This is a genomic window from Rothia uropygialis (assembly GCF_004137765.1).
Classification (GTDB): domain Bacteria; phylum Actinomycetota; class Actinomycetes; order Actinomycetales; family Micrococcaceae; genus Rothia.
The window spans coordinates 241,444-260,653 of sequence record NZ_NOIS01000001.1; the positions used below are offsets into that span (position 1 = coordinate 241,444).

The following is a 19,210-nucleotide window of genomic DNA, read 5'->3' on the forward strand; positions in this document are numbered from 1 at the left end:
TCCCCTGGTCAGCCAGGCCTCCAGATCGTTGCCCCGCTTCGCAGCGCCTCACTGCTCTGGGTAGGCTTGACCAATATGACCACTGCACACGACCATGCCCGTCCCAGCCTTGAAATTCGACACGTACCTGAGGACAAGGCGAGGGCAGGCGCGGCTCGACGACGTAGACTCGGCAAACAGGAGACGCAGCTGGGATTGGTGCGCAGGGCACGAAAAATTAATCGGATTCTGGGGCAGACCTACCCCTACGCGGTCGCCGAATTGGATTTCGAGAACCCCTTCGAACTCGTGGTCGCGACGGTCCTGTCTGCACAAACCACGGACATCAAGGTCAACATGGTGACGCAGAAGCTGTTCGCAGCGTATCCGGATGCACAAGCGCTCGCGGCGGCCGACCATGAGGCTATCGAGGAAATCGTGCATTCATTGGGTTTCTACCGGGCCAAGGCGCGTTCGATCATCAAACTTGCGGGGCAGATCGTCGACGATTACGACGGAGAGGTCCCCGGAACCCTTGAGGAGCTCACCAAACTCGCCGGCGTAGGGCGGAAGACTGCATTCGTGGTCATGGGCAATGCTTTTGATCTTCCCGGTCTGACAGTCGACACGCACTTCGGGCGTCTGGCCCGACGACTTGGATTTACCGACCAGAAGGACCCGGCCAAGGTCGAGCACGATATTTCCGAATTGTTCGAACCGCGGGACTGGACAATGCTGTCCCACCGGTTGATCTATCACGGTCGACGGATCTGTCACTCCCGTGTGCCTGCCTGTGGAGTGTGTCCGATCGCGGACCTGTGCCCGTCCTACGGCTCGGGCGAAACCGATGAAGACGCCGCCGTGGAATTGCTCCAGTACGAATTTGCGCCCGGGCGCGAAGAACTTCATCGCCGGTTCCTGGAAGGCGCGACGCGGCGCCAACTGCGTGAGGAAGGATACAGCCTTGGCGTATGACCCTTTACGTTCGACTCAGGCATTCGCTCTCGACGCCCTCCGGCGTCTGGGTGCGCGAGGTCAGGGCATCATTATGGAGGACAGAGAACCGTGGCGAATCGGGGGCATGGATCCAGAAACCGCCAAGGACGCTGCCGTTCTCATCCTTTTCGGCGTGCTTGACGACGCACCGGCGACCTCCACCACGGGCGCCTCCGCCGGTGTTGGCGCCGACCTCGACGTCCTCATTGTGGTCCGGGCAGGTTCCCTGCGCCAACATGCGGGACAGCCTGCCTTCCCCGGGGGAAAAGTCGACCCGGAAGACCATCGAGCAGAGGACTCGTTCGTTGAAGCGGCGTTGCGGGAAGCCGTCGAGGAGACAGGGCTGGACCGTGACGGGGTCGAGGTTTTGGGGAAACTGGCTCCGGTACCGTTGCCCGTCAGTAATTTCATGGTTACGCCGGTGCTGGGCTGGTGGAAGGAACCGTCTCGTGTTGCGGTAGTGGACAATGCGGAGTCTTCACAGGTTTTCCGTGTGCCAGTGCGCGACTTGATCGATCCGCAGAATCGGCATTACGCCACCGTGACCCGGGGTCCGAAAACATACAGGTCACCGGCCTTTGACATAGTCCAGGCCTCGCGGCCCGTCACGATCTGGGGGTTCACCGGAGTGGTTCTGGATCGCGTTCTTCACGAACTCGGCTGGGACCAGGATTGGGACCGAACCCGAATGGTGCCGGCGCCCATGTGACAGCTGCGGTGTCGATGGCGGACCCAAGAGCCTGCAATGCCGGAAGAGTCGACCGGCCTGGGTCATTTCGCGTCCGCATAGGAACCGACGGTCGCGACCGTGAGAGGGAAATCGACCGGAGCATTGCCGAACAACAACCTGCCGGCCGCGCCCGCGGCCTCGGTGACGATTTGTGCCACGCTGTCGGCCTCGGAGGCCGGGCCGTGGAGGACTACTTCGTCGTGAACGAAAAAGACCAGCGAGGTTCGCAGCGGCGAGCCTCCTTCTCCTCCGGACCGCAACCGTCGTCGGATTTCACCCATCCAGCACATGGCCCACTCGGCCGCAGTCCCCTGAACGACGAAGTTACGTGTGAATCGGCCCTGCGACCGCGACATGGCTCGGGAACGCGATTCCGAAGATGCGGTACTGACGTCTCGGACGGCGTCGAACCACCGTTGGTCCGGCAGCGGAGAAGTACGACCGAGCCACGTGGTTACTTGACCGCCCCGTTCGCCCACAGCGGCGGCTGCCTCGACAAGGTCGATTGCTTCGGGGAACAAGCGCTTGAGATGGGGGACGAGCGCGCCGGCTTCCCCGGAGGTGGCTCCGTACATCGCGCCCAGAAGGGCTACCTTGGCCGCTGGCCTGTCCTTGAGGGCCGAACCTGTCCTACGACCGATTTCTGTGATTCCTACATACAGGTCCTTACCTTGTCCTGCGACGGCCAGAGCGCCATCACCCGACATGGCCGCAAGGATACGAGGTTCGACCTGGGACGCATCCGCAACGGTTAGAACGTGATCGGGATCAGCCCGGACGGCATCTCTGACTGTCTGCGGAATTTGCATGGCCCCGCCGCCGTGTGCGGCCCAGCGACCAGTGACGACGCCTCCTACCACGTAGGCTGCATGGAATCTGCCGTCCTGAACCCATTCATCCAGCCAATGCCAACCGTTTGCGGTCCAGAGCCGGTACAGCTGTTTGTATTTGAGTAGCGGGGCAATGAGTTCTTTGCGGGATTCCGCACGTGTTCCACCGTGCTCCGCCCAAGCCACGAGATCCCATTTCCGGGTTGAGGCCACCTCGACCCCCGCCGAATTGAGCGCGCGCAGGAGCTCTTGGGGCGAATCAGGATTGAGATGGCTCGACCCGAGCATTATTCCTATGCTTTCTGCGAGCTCCTGCATCCGGGCCGGACGCTTGCCCTCCGGTGGCATCGGTCCCAGACGGTCGTCCAGGATTTGCCGGTGTATCTCGGCGTTCCACGGTAAGCCTTCCTGATACATCTCCGCGGCAATCAGAGAACCTTGTGATTCTGCTGCGAGCAGGAGCCGAAGGCGCCGTCGCTCCGGCGCTTCCTCGACTGCTCGATATTGTGCCTGGAACTCCGCGAGGAGATCGTCAACGGTGGCTTCTTGCGGGGTGTGGGAAGGAGAAGGCGCGTCAAAGAGCGAGATCTGATGCGGGTCGACGCGAGGGACCGGCAAGCGGTCGGTAGGTAGGGGACCGGAGTCCTTGCTGATATCGACGACCGGAGCGTAGTCAATGCCGTTACTGGGCAGAGTCGCGGCATTGCTCAAGATCTCTTGGCCCAACGCCAGATCCCAGCACCTCGACACCGAGACACCGGCCCGGAGCAAAGCCGGATACACGGCAGCAGTGGAAGACCAGACCCATCGCATTCGTTCCGGGCGGTGAGAGTTTTGAAGAACCGCTCGGACGAATTGTGGCAATTGTTCCCGTCCGAAGCGTCGAGTAGAACCGCTTTTTCCGTCTTCGACCGTGATGGCGCGCCAGGTGGCTGCGTCCGTATCCGGAGCAGTACTGGGGTCTTCGGGGCCAATCACGATGAGCATGTCAACTATTATCCCGCTCTCCACGAGGCGTAGGTTTAAGCCTGTGGATGCCGCGAGAAATAGTTCCAATGGTTCGATACACCCCATGGTTTATGGTCGGACCGTAGACCGTATGACGCGTTGCGTGCACTATCACCAGCCAGAAGACATCATCGCGATTCGTTTCAAGTGCTGCGATCGGTATTACCCATGCCATCTCTGCCACGCGGAGGCCGAATCCCACGAAGCCAGTCAGTGGAGTGTCGACGAGCGTCAGACGGCAGCGATTCTGTGCGGGGCTTGCAACGCCGAATTGACGATTCACAATTACATGTTTGCGAGTCGCTGTACTCGGTGTGATTCGAATTTCAACGAACGCTGTGCCTTGCACTATCACTTGTATTTCGAGGTCGAGTAGCTGGACATCCAGGGGAGCGTTGCTGCGCGGCTCAACCCGTCCACAGCACAGTAATTGGCGGAGGCTCTGCGGCCAGAACCCACAACGAGGGTTTTTACCAGCTATTTGGTGGAGGCGGCGCATCTGAACTGCGCCAGGATGTCGTCATGGACAGCAAAAACCACCGATCTGATTGCCCTACTTCCATCCAGGACTCGGAAGCCTTTGTTCACGAACTGGTCAATCGGGCTCCAGACAAAGGCCCTTCGAATGGCGTAACTCGCACACTTGTCGCTTGGGGGGATCGTCGGATCTTCATGCGTATTACCGAGGACGTGGCCCGAGCGGCAGACATAAGTCTCCGCCGAGTGGGCCCGAGCGAGAACCCGCTGGTCGGACCGCTGGATGCGATGGTCATGGAAGCGGAACAAGCGTTGAGATTCTCTGGACGCTCCGAAAGAGACCTCTCCTCGTCTCCAGGGCCGCAAGGTCCCGTGGTTGTGGCCGGCTTTGATAGGGGAGAAGATCCGTGGGACGCCGCCCGAAAAATCGCTCGTTTTTGGCGTCAGCCAGATGTTGTGATGCTTCCGCAAGGGAGAGCTTGGCTCGCTGATCGGCTCGCGAGCGCCCAACGCACTGATCGTCAGTACCCGACGATCGGCCTCCTCGGGACGTGCGGCGGCATCGGAACCTCGACCACCTCGCTGTGGATCGGCTCGCGTTTGTTGGAAGACGGCGATTCGCCGATCATTGTCGACGCAGTGCCCGGGAGCACGGCGCTTGAGGCTTGTGTAACGCCGGATCCTCTCCGCGGATTGAGATGGCAGGACCTCCGGAGGCTTCCGAAACGTCCCGACCCTGCTGGAATTGTGGCAACCGTTCCCAGCCCGCATGGGTTACCGATTCTTTCGGGTGATCCTGACGGGCCGGACGAGGGCGGCGTTTCCGACGCGGAGCTGTGGGAGACGGTCGAGGACTTGGCTCAAGAGGCCGTCCCGGTAGTTGACCTCGGTGCCGTTCCGTTGTCCTGGTCTTACCTGGAGACGACCGCTGTTCTTCGATGCTCGGCTCTCTTGCTCCTGGTTCCCTTCACGCTTCGTGGATTGTGCCAGGCCAAAGCCGCTTGCCAGCGTTGGTCTGGTCTTGTGCCGATTGTTCCTGTCGGAACCGGCCCACGATGGTGCGACGTTTCTGACTCGGACGTGGCTCAGGCCATCGGAATGCCACTGGCCACCGCGATACCTCACGTGATCGCGGTGCACGATGCCTCTGAATCAGGCCACCTCCTCGAAATCGCTTACAAGCGCCCCTTGCGCCGGACTCTTGGAGAGATCGTGGATGCCCTCAAGGACTCGATCAAGGATTTTTCAAACGTGGCAAGGCCTGTCGTTCCCTCGACAGGCGAGCAGTTCGCGTCAATTGCCCTTCCTGCTCGACAACGTTTTGAGGGGTGTTCAGGGCGACGACCCGGCCGTGATCTTGTCCCGACCCGAGGAAGCCAAGAGTCCTACCTGCCTCGTGAGCGCTCGCCGCAGAGAAATAGGGCGTGATTTCGATGGTTGCGGCAGGGGAAAAGCTTGCCTTGTGGGAAGCGAAACGGGCCGAATTCCAAGGACTGGGGGTCTTGGAGCCTTTGCTCGAAGAACCTGGTCTGACGGACATATACGTCAACGCCCCCGATGAGATCTGGACGGATGGTGTTGATGGGCTCGAGAGGAGAGATCTGCGTTTTCCCGACGAGGAGACGGTTCGTGCACTCGCAATGAGAGTGATTTCGGCCGAGGGCCGGCGGTTGGACGCAAGCCATCCGTGTGCCGATGTGCAGTCCCCGAACGGCTACAGGATTCACGCGGTCCTACCTCCTATCGTGCCCAGCCATACGCATCTGTCGATCAGGGTCCAGCCCGCAAACCGCCCAAGTTTCGAGTCGTTGCAACGCAATGGGATGTTTACTGCCGAAACCGGGGAGCTGCTCAGGGCGCTCGTGGCCCAAAAGCGATCAATTCTGATCAGCGGGTCGACCGGAAGCGGCAAGACCACGTTCTTGAATTCTTTACTGGAATTGTGTCCGGCGGAGGAGCGGCTGATCCTCTTGGAAGATTCAGCGGAGCTCTCCCCGGCGCATCCTCATGTCATTTCGCTCCGGACCAGGCATTGCAATGCAGAAGGTCAAGGCGCGGTGTCGCTCACCGACCTCATCCGCGAGGCGTTGCGGATGGGGCCCGACCGGTTGGTCCTCGGGGAATGCCGTGGTCCTGAAATCAAAGATTTCTTTCTCGCTATGAATACGGGCCACGAAGGCGGCGGAGTAACTCTTCACGCCAATTCTGCTTCCTCTGTCCCCTCTCGGCTTCTGGCGCTCGGGGCCTTGGCCGGACTCAGCCCGGATGCGGTTGGACGCCAAGCCGCCAACGCGATCGACGTCGTCGTCCACGTGTCCCGTTCAGCGTCGAAGCGGTGGATTCGGCACATCGGAGTGCTGACGGGCCACGGCAGTGAATTGGCGATAGCAAGCGCCGTAGAGTTCGACGATCGTGGCGGGGCGAAGCACGATCGGGCCTGGTCTGAGCTGCTCACGTTGGTGGATCAGAGCGCGGAACCACGCCGGCACACGGCAGGTCATGAGACGGAGAAATCCGACACCGTGAGGCGAGACGAGTGTGGCAGATGATGAACGATTTGATGACGATTGCCTGCGCGTGTGGCCTGTATTGGATGGGACGCAAACCCCTCCGGCGAAACTCGAGGTGGGCGTGGATCTCGAGCCCAGGGAATAAGGCGAAGAGCAGAATATTCTCTCCGGTGAGTGAAATCTTTTGGCCCCGTTCGATGGAAGCGGAACTGGTGCTCTGGCCGGAGATCATCCGACAACTCGCCGCACTGCTCAGGGCCGGGGCATCGACACAGCGGGTTTGGCTGGAATTGGCAGAATCGCGGGCTGCCGGACCGGTTGGTTTCGTTGACCGGCATTCCGGTCTGGTGCAAAGAGATATAACTTCCGTTGTGGAACAGACCGCCCGGGCGGCAGGGGCAGGGATGAACCCGATGAGGGCTCTCGAGTCGGTGAAACTCGGCTCCTCCGCATCGCGGCCGATCATCGATACCCTCGTGGCTGCTTGGACGGTTTCCCAACAGACGGGAGCGTCGCTCGCAGAGGTCCTGGAGAGGATCGCCGAGGCTGTTGAGGACGATTTGGATGCCCTGGCGGCCAGGGAGTCGGCACTAGCAGGACCGCGTGCCACGGCCAGAATTCTTTCCGCATTACCCCTGGTGGGACTGGGGTTGGGTACCCTGATGGGCACCGATCCTCTTGGCATTCTCATCGGCCACATTTGGGGCCAGGCGGCCTTGGCCGCGGGGATCACCCTGGGTTTCATCGGCATGGCCTGGAGCAGACGCTTAGTCCTCATGGCCCAGGGAGAACACAGCCAGCAGTCGTTCCTGGCGCAACTCTTCGGATTTCTTGCATGGAAACCTGGAGCCCTTGCAAGATCCGCTAGAGAAATGCTGGAACCCCGAAGGCGGAATCCGTGACGATTCTGCTCGTGCTGTGTGTAGGTTGCGTACTCTATCGACTGGGCGGGGTCCGATCATCGCGATTGAACCAGGGTGCTCTCGCTTCTGCACGCCAGACAGCCCATGAGTTGAGCCCCCGGGTATGTCTCGAACTGGTCGCAACCATTCTCGACGCAGGGCTGCCGCTGACCGAAGCGGTTGGCATCGTTGCCCGGATGGAGGGGTCCCCAGCTCTCGTTTCTGCCGCTGAGCGGCTCCGGCTCGGAATCTCATGGGACAACGCGTGGAGTGCGGCCGCGACCGGGCGGGCCAAGGACACCGTATCGGTGTTCCATGAGGTTCTGGGGTTCGCGGCCCGTACCGGTGCGCCGTCGTCGGCCTTGCTCCGGGCGAGATCCGAGCAAATGCGTCGTTCGGAACATCGCGAAGCGGAGAAACTGGCCGCGGCACTCGGCGTCAGGCTCGTGCTTCCTTTGGGCCTGTGCTCATTGCCCGCATTCATCTGTTTGGGAGTAGTACCCGTATTGATTGGTCTCATACCGACTACTTGGCGATGACTAGATCTTGCGAACGGTTGGACTCCGGCGACCGACAAGCCGGCTGAGAAAGGAAAGAAAAGATGCACGACCAGTTGACCGACCAAACCGGATTCATTGAGGAGAATGCTCCGGGCAATCCGGAACGAGCACTCGCGGACACTGTTCTCGCGCCGGCGGGAGAGCCCGACGACCCGGATCTCGGCGCAACGACAGCCGAGTACGGAATCGTGATGCTTGCGGCCGTCGGCTTTGCCGGCCTCCTCGTGATGATCCTCAAGAGTGGAGAAGTCAAGGAACTCCTGCTCGGTGTGATTCGAACGGCGCTCTCTACCGGATAGGGGCCTCAGCAGGGCGCCGTGAAGCCGTTCAAAGATTTCTCGGCGCCCTCGTCGATCATGCCGTAATCAGTAAACCACGCGTCAAACGCCGCACGTGGAGGAAGGACACCGAGTGGAGAAGGGACGAAAAGACGCGGAATCATGTAGCCCGTTGCATTCGGCAGTTGGTCGCCGCCGAAAAAATGTATCGGGCTCTTGCCCACGAGCGGGTGTTTCCCTGAATCAAGACGGCGAATCCGGAACGATAACGGCAGAGTTCGCTGTGGTCATGCCGGTCGTCATCATTCTGGTTGCATTTGTCCTCGGAGCCGGAGCCGTCGGAGCACGCGCCATCAAAGTCGAAGAAGCCGCACGGATGTCGGCCAGGTCAGCCGCGCGAGGTGAATCGTGGGAAGAAACGTCACACGTGGCTCGGAGTATAGCGGGAGATGATGCTCGCATCGACATCAAGCGGTCCGGACAAGACATTGACATCAGCGTTTCAGCTCGGGCCCCCGGAATCCTCGGGACCTGGGGAAACCTCGTTCTCGCTTCGCACGCGCACGCTCAGCGGGAAACCGGTACCGAGTCGTGAGCGTCATCCGATCCGATGCGCGGCAAGACCGTGGCTGCGATGACGACCAAGGATCGGCGGCCGTTATGGGTATCGTCCTCGTCATGATGGTCATCAGTCTTCTGATGCTGGTCTCCGGGGTGAGCCACGTGGCTCTGATGAACCATCGCGCGGCCAAGTCTGCCGATCTCGCAGTCCTTGCCGCAGCCGACGCGGCTCGAGGGATCACCCCAGGGGAACCATGCGACATCGCGCATTCGTTGGCCGTTGAAAACGGGGCCAGGCTCGTTCACTGCGCGCTAGCACCGGAAAGAAGCGATGTCGTCGATGTCGAAGTCGAAGTCTCGCTGCACCCCATGCTCGCGATCCTGGGTCCGGCGCGGGGGATCTCTCGTGCCGGACCTCCTCCCTCCGAAGAAAAGGAAGCCTCTTGACCGTCACCCAAGGAGATCAGGTGCCGCCTCAGCGAGCATGCCCCGCAGCAAGGCAACGGCACCCGATTTGCTCAAGGGATTGTTCTTGTTCCCGCACTTCGGAGACTGGACGCACGAGGGGCACCCGTTCTCGCATTCGCACGAGACAATCGCTTCGAGGGTCGCCTCGAGCCAGGAGCGCGCGACGAAAAAACCATGCTCGGTGAAGCCCGCTCCACCCGGATACCCGTCGTAGACAAAGATCGTGGGCATTTCGGTATCGACGTGCAGTGCGGTGGAGAGACCTCCGATATCCCATCTGTCACAGGTTGCCACGAGCGGAAGCAGACCGATCGAAGCGTGCTCGGCCGCGTGCAAGGCCCCGGGCACGTCGGATTCGACCACGCCGGCGGTGGTCATGAGAGTCGGGGGAATGGTCCACCAGACGGCTCGTGTTACGAGCTCCTGCGCATCGAGGTCCAGAGGCTCCTCGTCGATGAGGTCATTGCTCGACAATGCTTTCCTTTGAAAAGAGACCACCTGAGTTCGGACTCGAACAAGGCCGCGGTTGAGAGTCACGGGCCCCCAACTCCTGCTGTCTTCGGTCTCGAGGACGCTCACCTCCGTGACGTCCCGGGCCTGGGTATAGAAGTTGGGGTGTGCCCGGCTGACGACGACCGCTCTTGACTCCTCGTCCAGCTCTTCGACGTGCCAGGTCTTCCCCTGATGCACATAAATGGCCCCGGGGTGTGCCTGATAGTGCGACTGGCCGGATTCCATCGTCCCGATGATTCCGCCGGTCTCGGCGTCAATGATTTGTAACCGATGACCACCGCCGCTCCGGATGTCCACCATTTCAGCGGCAGACTCGGGATGCGTCCAAAACCAACCGGTCGGGCGTCGACGGAGGTAGCCATCGCGGACCAAAGTATCGAGCACGGACTCGGTCGTCGGCCCGAACAAGCTCAACTCCTCCAGGCGCAGCGGCCTCTCGGCGGCGGCCGAACAGAGATGAGGTGCAAGAACATAAGGGTTGCTCGGGTCGAAAACCGTCGACTCGACGGTCGTGTCGAAAATATCCCGAGGGTGATGCGCCAAATAGGTATCAAGGGGGTCATCGCTTGCGACGAACACCGCGAGGGACTCCTGGCCGGCGCGGCCGGCACGGCCGATTTGTTGGAAGAACGAGGCCCGCGTTCCTGGCCAACCCGCGACCAGAACCGCATCGAGGCCGGCGACGTCGATCCCCAGCTCGAGGGCAGGAGTCGAGGCTACACCCAGCATTTCCCCCGAACGGACTTGGCGCTCGAGTTCGCGCCGCTCCTCAGGAAGATATCCCGATCGATACGCGCAGACCCTGTGGGCCACCGAGGGATCTATATCCTGAAGATAGTCCTGAGCCTGCCCGGCCATTGTTTCGGCCCCGCGCCTGGACTTGATGAATGCGATGGTCCGAATGCGTTCCGCGACCAAATCGGTGAGCATCTCAGCCGCCTCGGACAACGCCGAGCGACGACGCGGAGCGCCGTTTTCTCCAGCGCCCGTCGGACCCGCACCGTTGAACCCGCGCGTGTGCACGGGAGAGGTCGGGGAGGAAGGCGCCGGAAGTGCACTGGTTGTTTCGGGCACCCCAGACGCACTCGGGGCAAGTCCGTCGTGGGAGACCGTCTCCTCCAAAAGCGGTTCCCAGAGAAGCACCGTGACGGACCCATGCGGCGAATCATCGTGGACAAAAGAAGAGACCCTAGGTTCCTCGACTCCCAAGAGCCTTGAGAATGAGCGCTGCGGATCGGCTGAGGTCGCCGAAGCCCCGATGAAAGTCGGGGAAGAACCATGGAGTGCGCAGATACGCCTCAGCCGTCGCAAGACCATCGAGACATGAGCGCCGAACACACCACGATATCCATGAGCCTCGTCGACGATCACGTAACGCAACTGGCGGAGGAACCTCGCCCAGCGTTCGTGGTTCGGCAGAACCCCGGCGTGCAACATGTCCGGATTGCACAGCACGAAGTTCGAGTGATCGCGAATCCAGGAACGTTCGCCGAACTCCGTATCTCCGTCGTACGTGTCCGCACGCACGTGAGGAACTTCCAAGGATCGCACCGAGGCCAGCTGGTCGGCCGCGAGAGCCTTGGTCGGCGCGAGATAAAGTACCGTGGCTTCCCTCGAATGCAGACTCGAACCAGGCTCCACCCCGCCTCGGACGATCGCATCCAGCGTCGGCATCTGGTACGCCAAGGATTTTCCAGAGGCGGTCCCGGTCGCGACGATCACGTGGTCCCCTCTTCCCGTCGAGACCTGCCTTCCGGAGGATCTGCACTCCGTTGCATATTCGACGGATCGAGCCTGAGCCGAATGGGCGGCGTCGGCCGCGAGAACCTGGTGGCGGTACGGCTCTGGCACGCCGAGGCCCTGAAACGCGTCGACGACGTTCGGATGAAGCCACTCCGGCCAGGACGAAGTCACAGCATCGCGTTCGGGAAGGATGCGCGTATGGACGACCTCCGGTGGGTTATCGCCCCGGTTGAGCGCTCGGAGGAGGTGATTGGGCTGCGGCACTAGACCATTGTGACACCCTTGTCATCGCGGCGCAGATCCGCATCTCGGCTTCGTCCGCAGCCCGAATATTCAGGCGGGGAACGGGCCACAAAATCAACTGTTCGTGGCAAACTGAAGCCATGAACATGCCGATGAATATCTCAGATGAGAAGCGTCCGGATGATGGGCCCCGGGTCCGGGACCTGACCCATGATGAGAGCTGGCAGGTCCTCTCCCGGGCGCGAATCGCACGGTTCGTCACTGTCGACGAAGACGAAATTGACATCACGCCGCTGAACATCTTCGCCTCGGACGGACGGATCTACTTCAGAACCGCTCCCGGGAGCAAACTCACCAAGCTTCAGCTGAACCCGAATGTGGCCTTGGAAACGGACAAAATCGAAGGGGCGGTCGCGCACAGCGTCGTAGTGCGAGGCAGCGCGCGTCTGCTGACCGATCCGGCGGACACAGACCGGGTGGCTGCGATGCCCCTGTTCCCGTGGGTGCGCACCGAGAAGCTCGAGTTCGTGGAGATTACACCGACCAAGATCACCGGTCGCAGGTTCCGGCTGGGCGACTGAGTCCGGCGTCGGCCCATCGGGCCGAAGATCACGCTCCCGGCGGGCCGGGCATCGCCTAAAATACTTTCGTGGCTCTTTCTCGCATCGTTCTCTATTACCAGTTCACTCCCGTCGCGGACCCCGAGTCCGTCGTGCTCTGGCAACGCGCTCTCTGCGAAAAATGGGGGCTGAGAGGTCGTATTCTCGTATCCGAACACGGCATCAATGGAACCGTTGGCGGTGAGATCAACGCGGTCAAACAATATGTCCGCACCACTCGGCAGTTTTCCGGATTCCGTGACATGGAATTCAAATGGTCCGATGGTGGTGCCGAGGACTTCCCCCGGCTTTCCGTCAAAGCGCGCGAAGAGATCGTGGCGTTCGGCGCCGCGGACGAACTCAAGGTGGACAAGAACGGAGTCGTCGGGGGCGGAACCCACTTGAGCCCTGAGCAAGTCAACGAACTCGTCGAGCAGAACGGGGACGAGGTCGTCTTTTTCGACGGCCGGAACGCGTTCGAAGCCCGCATCGGGCGGTTCAAGGATGCGGTGGTTCCGGACACCCGAACCACGCACGACTTCCTGGCCGAGCTCGAATCTGGGAAATACGATGACCTCAAGGACAAGAAAGTTGTCACGTACTGCACCGGTGGGATCCGGTGCGAGATCCTCTCGGCCCTTATGAAAAATCGAGGGTTTGAGGACGTCTATCAGATCGACGGCGGAATCGTCCGCTACGGCGAGAAATTCGGCGACGCGGGGTTGTGGGAAGGGTCCCTCTACGTTTTCGATCAGAGAATGCACATCGAGTTCTCCCCGGAGGCCGTGACGATCGGCCGTTGCGAGGCCTGCGGATCGGCCTCGAACAAGTTCGAGAACTGCAGCAACCAGGAATGCCGCGAGCTTATTCTCTTGTGCCCGGACTGTGCTGCGAAGAACCTCACCTGTCCTAGTGGCTGCGCCACTGCACGCCCGAACCGGCAGACCTCCTCCGTCTAGGCGTTGACGGGATAGAGCGGGTTGTGACCCGCTGCGACCTTCTCGCTTGCGCGAACAGGCCCGGGCGGCGTCGCTCCGTTCTCGGCGTCGAATGGGCTTCCGCCGAGACGTTCCCGTCCGTGATCGGTCAGCCAACCGGCGACGTCGGGGCCTACTGGCACGATGCCCGTCGGGTTGATGTCTCGTTGCACCCCGTAGTAATGCTCCTTGATCTGCTCGAAGTCGACCGTGTCTCCGAAGCCGGGCGTTTGGAAGAGATCGCGTGCATACCCCCACAGGTTCGGCAGGGTTGAGAGCATTTGCCGGTTCGCCTTGAAATGCGAGAAATAGACGACGTCGAATCGCGCCAGGGTAGTGAACAACCTGACGTCAGCCTCGGTGATGTGATCGCCCATGAGGTAGCGCCGGGAGGAAAGACGCTCTTCGAGCCAATCCAGCGCGGCCCAGAGCCTGCGATAGGCTTTCTCGTACGCTTCTTGCGAGCCCGCGAAGCCGCAACGGTACACGCCGTTATTCACTTCCCCGAAGACGCGTTGCATGACCTCACGCATCTCCTCCTCGAGTTCTTCGGGCCACAGATCCGGAGCACCTTCGCGGTGGAACGCGGTCCACTGTTTCGAAAAATCCTCGGTGATCTGCGGGAAGTCGTTGGTGACCACTTTGCCCGACGGGACGTCCACGATAGCGGGGACCGTGATTCCCCGGGGATACCCCGGGTAGCGCGCGAAGAACGCTTGTTGGAGCCTTTCGATTCCCAGCACCGGATCCTTGCCGCCCGGGTCCAGTGTAAAAGTCCAGGAACGGGCGTCATGCGTCGGTCCGGGCATGCCGATTGACAACGCGTCTTCCAGGCCGAGAAGCCTGCGGACGATGATCGTACGGTTGGCCCACGGACACGCGCGTGCCGCAATCAGGCGATAACGCCCTGCTTCGACCGGCCAAACCCCATGGTCGCGGTCGTTGGTGCCCGCGGGCACGTCCGTTCCATCGAGAATCCGGTCCTCGATGTAGTTGGTGTCCCGGGTGAATTCTTCTCCTTGGGTGACGTAAGACCCACGAGTGGACTGGTTCGCTTGGTTCTGTTCCATAGTCCCACTATGCCCCCGGATGGTTGCTCCGTAAACCAATTCTGGACCTCGTATGCTAGAGGCGTGACTTCACCTCCGGAATTCTCTCGCGTGCCCGAAACCCCTTACAGCTACGACGGCACGGCCGTGGAATGCCTCGCTGAGGCGTTGGCCGCGGTCGATTTCTCGTACGAGGGGATCCTTTCCCTGTTGGGGGACGGGCCGTTCGAAGCAATGGTCAGGGAACAGGTGGTTCCGGCCAAGCACCGGATCCGGCAGATTCTGAGCGGAGGCGCCTGCGCGAAACCAGGCCAGCGGAGACTTGCTGGTGTCGTCGATTTCTTCATGCTGGGACGGGCCACGAGCGCCGAGGCTCTCGAGGCGTCCCTGGGCGAGGGGGCCTACGACGTACTCGATCGCCTCAATCTACTGATCCCGGAATCCGCCCCGGCAGATCAAAGCTCCTCCATGTTCCGCGCGGCCTTCGACCTTCGACCGCATTCGGCCGACGATGGAACCGACCTCTGGGTCGTCTCCGATTTGGGTGCGCACCAGACCGATGGGGTGTTGCCTCGTGACTACGTTCTGGGCGTGGGACAGGCTTCCCTCACGCTGGCTCAGTTCACGGAGCGCCGACCCGTGGACAAGGCCTTGGACCTCGGCACGGGGTGCGGAATTCAGGTGTTCCATTTGCTGGGGCACTGCCGTCACGTGACTGCGACCGATATCTCCTCACGGGCGCTGGGGATCACACGCTTCAACCTCGTCCTCAACGCACCGGCTTTGGGTATTGACCCGGATAACCTGGAGCAGCGAGTGAGCCTTCGCCTCGGAAGTCTGCTCGAGCCAGTCCAAGGGGATCGGTTCGACCTCGTCGTGTCGAACCCGCCGTTCGTCATCACGCCTCGGAGCGAGAGCGAAGGAGAGAACGACCGTTTCACCTACCGCGACGGCGGCCTGCCGGGGGATGACATCGTCTCGACCCTGGTGCGGCGGATTCCGCAGGTTCTGAACCGCGGCGGACGAGCGCAGATGCTGGGCAACTGGGAAATTCTTGAGGATGCCCACGATGAAACTGGGAAACAGCCCTGGGACCTGCGCCCGAGGCAGTGGCTGCCCGAGGGCTGCGAGGCCTGGTTCATCCAGCGCGAAGAGACCTCGCCGGAGCAGTATGCGGAGACTTGGTTGCGCGACGCGAGTCAGAATCGCGACCCGCGGGCATTCGAAGAAGCATATCTGGACTATATGCGGGACTTCTCGACAAGGGGAGTCGCCGCTATCGGGTTTGGGATGATTTGGCTTCGACGGCCGGCCGGAACGCCGTCGGTTCTACGATTCGAGAAAATAGAGCACCCTATCCAGCAACCGATCGCGCCCTTCGTAACTAGAGCCGTCGAAACCCAAGACTCTCTGGCCCCGCTGAGCGAGACCGCACTTCGTGCGAGTCACCTGGCGGTTGCCGACGACGTGACCGAGGAGAGGCATCAAAGGCCCGGTTCCGAGCATCCGGGAGTGATTCTGCTCAGGCAGGGAGCCGGGTTGCGCCGGACCGAGCTTCTCTCGACGGAGGCCGCCGGTTTCGTCTCGGCATGTGACGGCGAGTTGGCGGCCGGTCAGATCATCGACGCACTCGCGGCTTTGCTCGAATGGGACGGGCCCGACGCCTCAGCTGCCCTCTTGTCTCATGTCAGAGGAATGATCGAGGGTGGGTTCCTCGACTTCCTCGATGCAGGGTGGACCTCCGCGCCCCAGGAAAAGTGGGTTGGGTGACCAAGCCGAGAGGGAGCGCGACGGTACAGTTCGCAAACCGGTAGCGTGGTCCGGGAACCCCTGGTGGAGAGAGGCGTATCTCACCGTGTCTGTGGATACGTGACGAGCCGTCTCATTTCCTCGGCTATTGTGGGGGCGTATCCACCAGATCGGACACAAGGAGCGACGTGCCAACACAGGCCAAGGGCAAGACGACCGGTAAGAGTCTCCTCATTGTGGAGTCTCCTTCCAAGGTCAAAACCATCGGAGGTTACCTAGGGGACGCGTATATCGTCGAGTCCTCAATGGGACACATCCGGGATTTGCCCCAGCCTTCCGAGCTGCCCGCCGAGCTGAAGAAGACTCCGGTCGGCAAATTCGCCGTGGACATCGATCACGGCTTCGAGCCGTATTACGTAGTCAACCCTGACAAGAAGAAAAAGGTTACCGAGCTCAAACGGTTGCTCAAAGAGTGCGACGCTCTGTACCTCGCAACCGATGCGGACCGCGAAGGCGAGGCCATCGCCTGGCATCTCCTCGAAGTGCTCAAACCCAAGGTTCCCGTGCACAGGGTGACTTTCCCCGAGATCACTCGGGAAGCAGTCGAACGCGGATTCGAGAACGTGCGAGACATCGACGATTCTCTCGTGGACGCGCAGGAAACGAGGCGTGTGCTCGATCGCATTTATGGTTATGAACTATCGCCAGTGTTGTGGCGCAAAGTTTCCCAGGGACTGTCCGCCGGACGTGTTCAGTCCGTCGCGACCAGGCTCGTCGTCGAGCGGGAGCGGGAACGGATGAAGTTCCGTTCGGCGCAGTACTGGGATTTGGGCGGCGTTTTCGACACCAAGGCCTCCGAGAGCTTCAAGGCGAAGCTCTCATCCCTCGACGGGATGAGGGTCGCAACCGGCAAGGATTTCTCCGATTCCGGCGATTTGAAGTCGGCTGCCCGCGCCAAGGTTGCCCACCTCGATGAAAATGCGGCCCGCGGGTTGGTTTCCGCATTGGAAGGCTCGGAATTCTCGGTTTCCTCGGTTGAGACCAAACCGTATACCCGCCGCCCGGCCGCGCCGTTCACGACGTCGACCCTTCAGCAGGAAGCGGCCCGCAAGCTCCGTTTCTCTTCGCGGTCCACGATGCAGGTTGCCCAACGCCTGTACGAGAACGGGCACATCACATATATGCGTACCGACTCGGTAGCATTGTCCGATCAGGCGATCAATGCGGCGCGCAATCAGGCCACCGAACTCTACGGCTCAGAATACGTACCGTCGAAGCCGCGCCTGTACGCCTCCAAATCGAAGAACGCCCAAGAGGCGCACGAGGCCATTCGACCGGCAGGGGACTCCTTCCGCACCCCGTCGGCGGTCAAGTCCAAGCTTTCACCGGACGAGTTCAAGCTCTACGAGCTGATCTGGAAACGGACCGTCGCATCTCAGATGGAGGATGCCAAGGGACAGACGGCTTCCATCAAGCTCGAAGCGCAGACCAGCGACTCGCGCACGGTGGAATTCTCCGCCTCCGGTACGGTCATCACCTTCCGTGGCTTCATGGCCGCCTACGAGGAAGGCAAGGATGCAGCCCGAGACGCAGACGATGCGAAGGACGGCGACGACAAACGCCTGCCCAAACTGGCCGAGGGCGACGTGCTGACCGGCCGCGATATCGAGGCCAACGGACACGAGACCTCTCCTCCTCCCCGATACACAGAAGCGTCCCTGGTCAAGGCCATGGACGAGCTGGGAATCGGTCGGCCCTCGACTTATGCCGCTGTGATCTCGACGATCATGGACCGCGGTTACGTGAACAACCGCTCGGGTTCCTTGGTGCCATCGTGGACGGCGTTCTCCGTGGTGCGACTCCTCGAAGAACATTTCTCGCGTTACGTGGACTACGAATTCACGGCCGAGATGGAAGACGATCTGGACAGAATCGCCCGGGGCGAGGAACAAAGGGTCGATTGGCTCACGGGTTTCTATTTCGGCAATGACGCTGAAAGCGGTCTCAAGCCGATCGTGGAGAATCTCGGAGAGATCGACGCCCGTGCGGTGAACTCAATCGAGATCACCGACGGTGTGACCTTGCGAGTCGGCCGTTACGGTCCGTATCTGGAGACCGGCGGCACGGTCGATGAAGAGACTGGTGAAGTCACGGATCCGATCCGCGCCAATGTCCCGGCCGATCTTGCCCCGGACGAACTGACCGCTCAGAAGGCTGCCGAGCTCATCGAACAGGGCAAAGCCGACGGACGTGAGCTGGGAACAGACCCCGAGAACGGACGCACGATTTTGGCGAAGGACGGTCGGTTCGGCCCGTACGTCACCGAGGTCGTTCCTGAACTCACCGAGGAAGAGCTGGCGAATCAACCGGTCGAGTACTACAAGAACGGCAAGCCGAAGCCGCCGAAGAAACCCAAGAAGGAGAAGCCTCGGACGGCTTCGCTGCTGAAGTCCATGTCTCTTCAGACGGTCACACTCGAGGACGCGCTCAAATTGCTCTCCCTGCCGCGTGTCGTGGGCAAGGACGAGGAAGGCACGGAAATCACCGCCCAGAACGGCCGGTACGGTCCTTATCTCAAGAAGGGAACGGACTCGCGTTCGTTGAGCACGGAGGAGCAGATCTTCTCGATCACCCTCGACGAGGCGCTTGCGATATACGCGCAACCGAAGCAGCGTGGGCGCGCAGCCGCCAAGCCGCCTTTGGCCGAGTTGGGCAAGGATCCGAGCAACGACAAGCCGATCGTGATCAAGGACGGACGGTTCGGGCCGTATGTAACGGACGGGGAGACCAATGTGACGGTTCCCCGATCGGAGACCATCGAGTCCATGACACATACGCGAGCCGTCGAACTGCTCGCCGAGAAGCGAGCCAAGGGCCCGGCGAAAAAATCCACCGCCAAGAAATCGACCGCCAAGAAGTCGACGTCGAAAAAAGCTCCGGCTGCCAAGAAAACGACGGCGACCAAGAAGACTTCCGCGGCGAAGAAGTCGACGTCCTCCCGTTCAGGGTCCAAGACGGCGAAAACAGAGGAGAGCTGA

Annotated in this window: 17 protein-coding genes; 14 read left to right on the plus strand and 3 right to left on the minus strand. The window is 61.2% G+C overall.

The features are described 5' to 3' along the window. Positions 1 to 75 precede the first annotated feature (75 nt). Both nth and EWV35_RS01105 read left to right on the plus strand, forming a co-directional pair. Positions 76 to 954: an endonuclease III gene (gene nth / locus EWV35_RS01100; RefSeq protein WP_129657393.1), complete on the plus strand. Its 879-nt coding sequence runs from the start codon at positions 76 to 78 to the stop codon at positions 952 to 954. Next, positions 944 to 1,684 carry an NUDIX hydrolase gene (locus EWV35_RS01105; RefSeq protein WP_342210822.1) on the plus strand — a complete coding sequence of 247 codons (741 nt, stop codon included), beginning with the start codon at positions 944 to 946 and terminating at the stop codon, positions 1,682 to 1,684. The genes nth and EWV35_RS01105 overlap by 11 nt, the downstream gene beginning before the upstream one ends. 62 nt (positions 1,685 to 1,746) lie before the next feature. On the opposite strand, the gene EWV35_RS01110 is transcribed toward EWV35_RS01105, so the two are convergent. Further along, positions 1,747 to 3,522, minus strand: coding sequence for a bifunctional 3'-5' exonuclease/DNA polymerase (locus tag EWV35_RS01110; RefSeq protein ID WP_129657395.1), 1,776 nt, complete (start codon positions 3,520 to 3,522; stop codon positions 1,747 to 1,749). A 112-nt stretch (positions 3,523 to 3,634) separates the two neighbouring features. Here EWV35_RS01110 and EWV35_RS01115 point away from each other — a divergent pair, with 112 nt between their 5' ends. From EWV35_RS01115 to EWV35_RS01150, 8 genes are all read left to right on the plus strand, one after another. Further along, positions 3,635 to 3,919: a CHY zinc finger protein gene (locus EWV35_RS01115; protein WP_238653993.1), complete on the plus strand. Its 285-nt coding sequence runs from the start codon at positions 3,635 to 3,637 to the stop codon at positions 3,917 to 3,919. Between the two features lie 146 nt (positions 3,920 to 4,065). After that, positions 4,066 to 5,448, plus strand: coding sequence for a hypothetical protein (locus tag EWV35_RS01120; protein ID WP_165168270.1), 1,383 nt, complete (start codon positions 4,066 to 4,068; stop codon positions 5,446 to 5,448). 5 nt (positions 5,449 to 5,453) lie between these two features. After that, a complete protein-coding gene (locus tag EWV35_RS01125) occupies positions 5,454 to 6,569 on the plus strand; it encodes a TadA family conjugal transfer-associated ATPase (protein WP_238654096.1) in 1,116 nt (371 codons plus the stop codon). Positions 6,570 to 6,700: 131 nt separating this feature from the next. Beyond that, a complete protein-coding gene (locus EWV35_RS01130) occupies positions 6,701 to 7,432 on the plus strand; it encodes a type II secretion system F family protein (RefSeq protein ID WP_165168272.1) in 732 nt (243 codons plus the stop codon). Beyond that, on the plus strand, positions 7,429 to 7,971 hold the full coding sequence (locus EWV35_RS01135) for a type II secretion system F family protein (RefSeq protein WP_129657403.1): 543 nt from the start codon (positions 7,429 to 7,431) through the stop codon (positions 7,969 to 7,971). The genes EWV35_RS01130 and EWV35_RS01135 overlap by 4 nt, the downstream gene beginning before the upstream one ends. Before the next feature lie 62 nt (positions 7,972 to 8,033). After that, entirely contained in the window at positions 8,034 to 8,291 is a 258-nt protein-coding gene (locus EWV35_RS01140) for a DUF4244 domain-containing protein (protein ID WP_129657405.1), read from the plus strand. Positions 8,292 to 8,403: 112 nt separating this feature from the next. Beyond that, positions 8,404 to 8,865 carry a TadE family type IV pilus minor pilin gene (locus EWV35_RS01145; protein WP_274542930.1) on the plus strand — a complete coding sequence of 154 codons (462 nt, stop codon included), beginning with the start codon at positions 8,404 to 8,406 and terminating at the stop codon, positions 8,863 to 8,865. Further along, entirely contained in the window at positions 8,862 to 9,278 is a 417-nt protein-coding gene (locus EWV35_RS01150) for an Rv3654c family TadE-like protein (protein ID WP_238653995.1), read from the plus strand. Before EWV35_RS01145 ends, EWV35_RS01150 begins: the two co-directional genes overlap by 4 nt. 3 nt (positions 9,279 to 9,281) lie before the next feature. Here EWV35_RS01150 and EWV35_RS01155 read toward each other — a convergent pair whose 3' ends face one another. Beyond that, positions 9,282 to 11,819: a Zn-binding domain-containing protein gene (locus tag EWV35_RS01155; RefSeq protein ID WP_129657409.1), complete on the minus strand. Its 2,538-nt coding sequence runs from the start codon at positions 11,817 to 11,819 to the stop codon at positions 9,282 to 9,284. 119 nt (positions 11,820 to 11,938) lie between these two features. On the opposite strand from EWV35_RS01155, the gene EWV35_RS01160 reads away from it, so the two are divergent. Continuing rightward, on the plus strand, positions 11,939 to 12,379 hold the full coding sequence (locus EWV35_RS01160; RefSeq protein ID WP_238653997.1) for a pyridoxamine 5'-phosphate oxidase family protein: 441 nt from the start codon (positions 11,939 to 11,941) through the stop codon (positions 12,377 to 12,379). Between the two features lie 68 nt (positions 12,380 to 12,447). Then, a complete protein-coding gene (gene trhO / locus EWV35_RS01165) occupies positions 12,448 to 13,356 on the plus strand; it encodes an oxygen-dependent tRNA uridine(34) hydroxylase TrhO (RefSeq protein ID WP_129657413.1) in 909 nt (302 codons plus the stop codon). On the opposite strand, the gene EWV35_RS01170 is transcribed toward trhO, so the two are convergent. After that, positions 13,353 to 14,444 (minus strand): glutathione S-transferase C-terminal domain-containing protein, encoded by a 1,092-nt coding sequence (locus tag EWV35_RS01170; protein WP_129657415.1) that lies wholly within the window; start codon positions 14,442 to 14,444, stop codon positions 13,353 to 13,355. The two genes, trhO and EWV35_RS01170, sit on opposite strands and share 4 nt — an antisense overlap. Positions 14,445 to 14,453: 9 nt before the next feature. On the opposite strand from EWV35_RS01170, the gene EWV35_RS01175 reads away from it, so the two are divergent. Both EWV35_RS01175 and topA read left to right on the plus strand, forming a co-directional pair. Next, positions 14,454 to 16,193: a DUF7059 domain-containing protein gene (locus EWV35_RS01175; RefSeq protein WP_129657417.1), complete on the plus strand. Its 1,740-nt coding sequence runs from the start codon at positions 14,454 to 14,456 to the stop codon at positions 16,191 to 16,193. Between the two features lie 167 nt (positions 16,194 to 16,360). After that, entirely contained in the window at positions 16,361 to 19,210 is a 2,850-nt protein-coding gene (gene topA / locus EWV35_RS01180; RefSeq protein ID WP_129657418.1) for a type I DNA topoisomerase, read from the plus strand.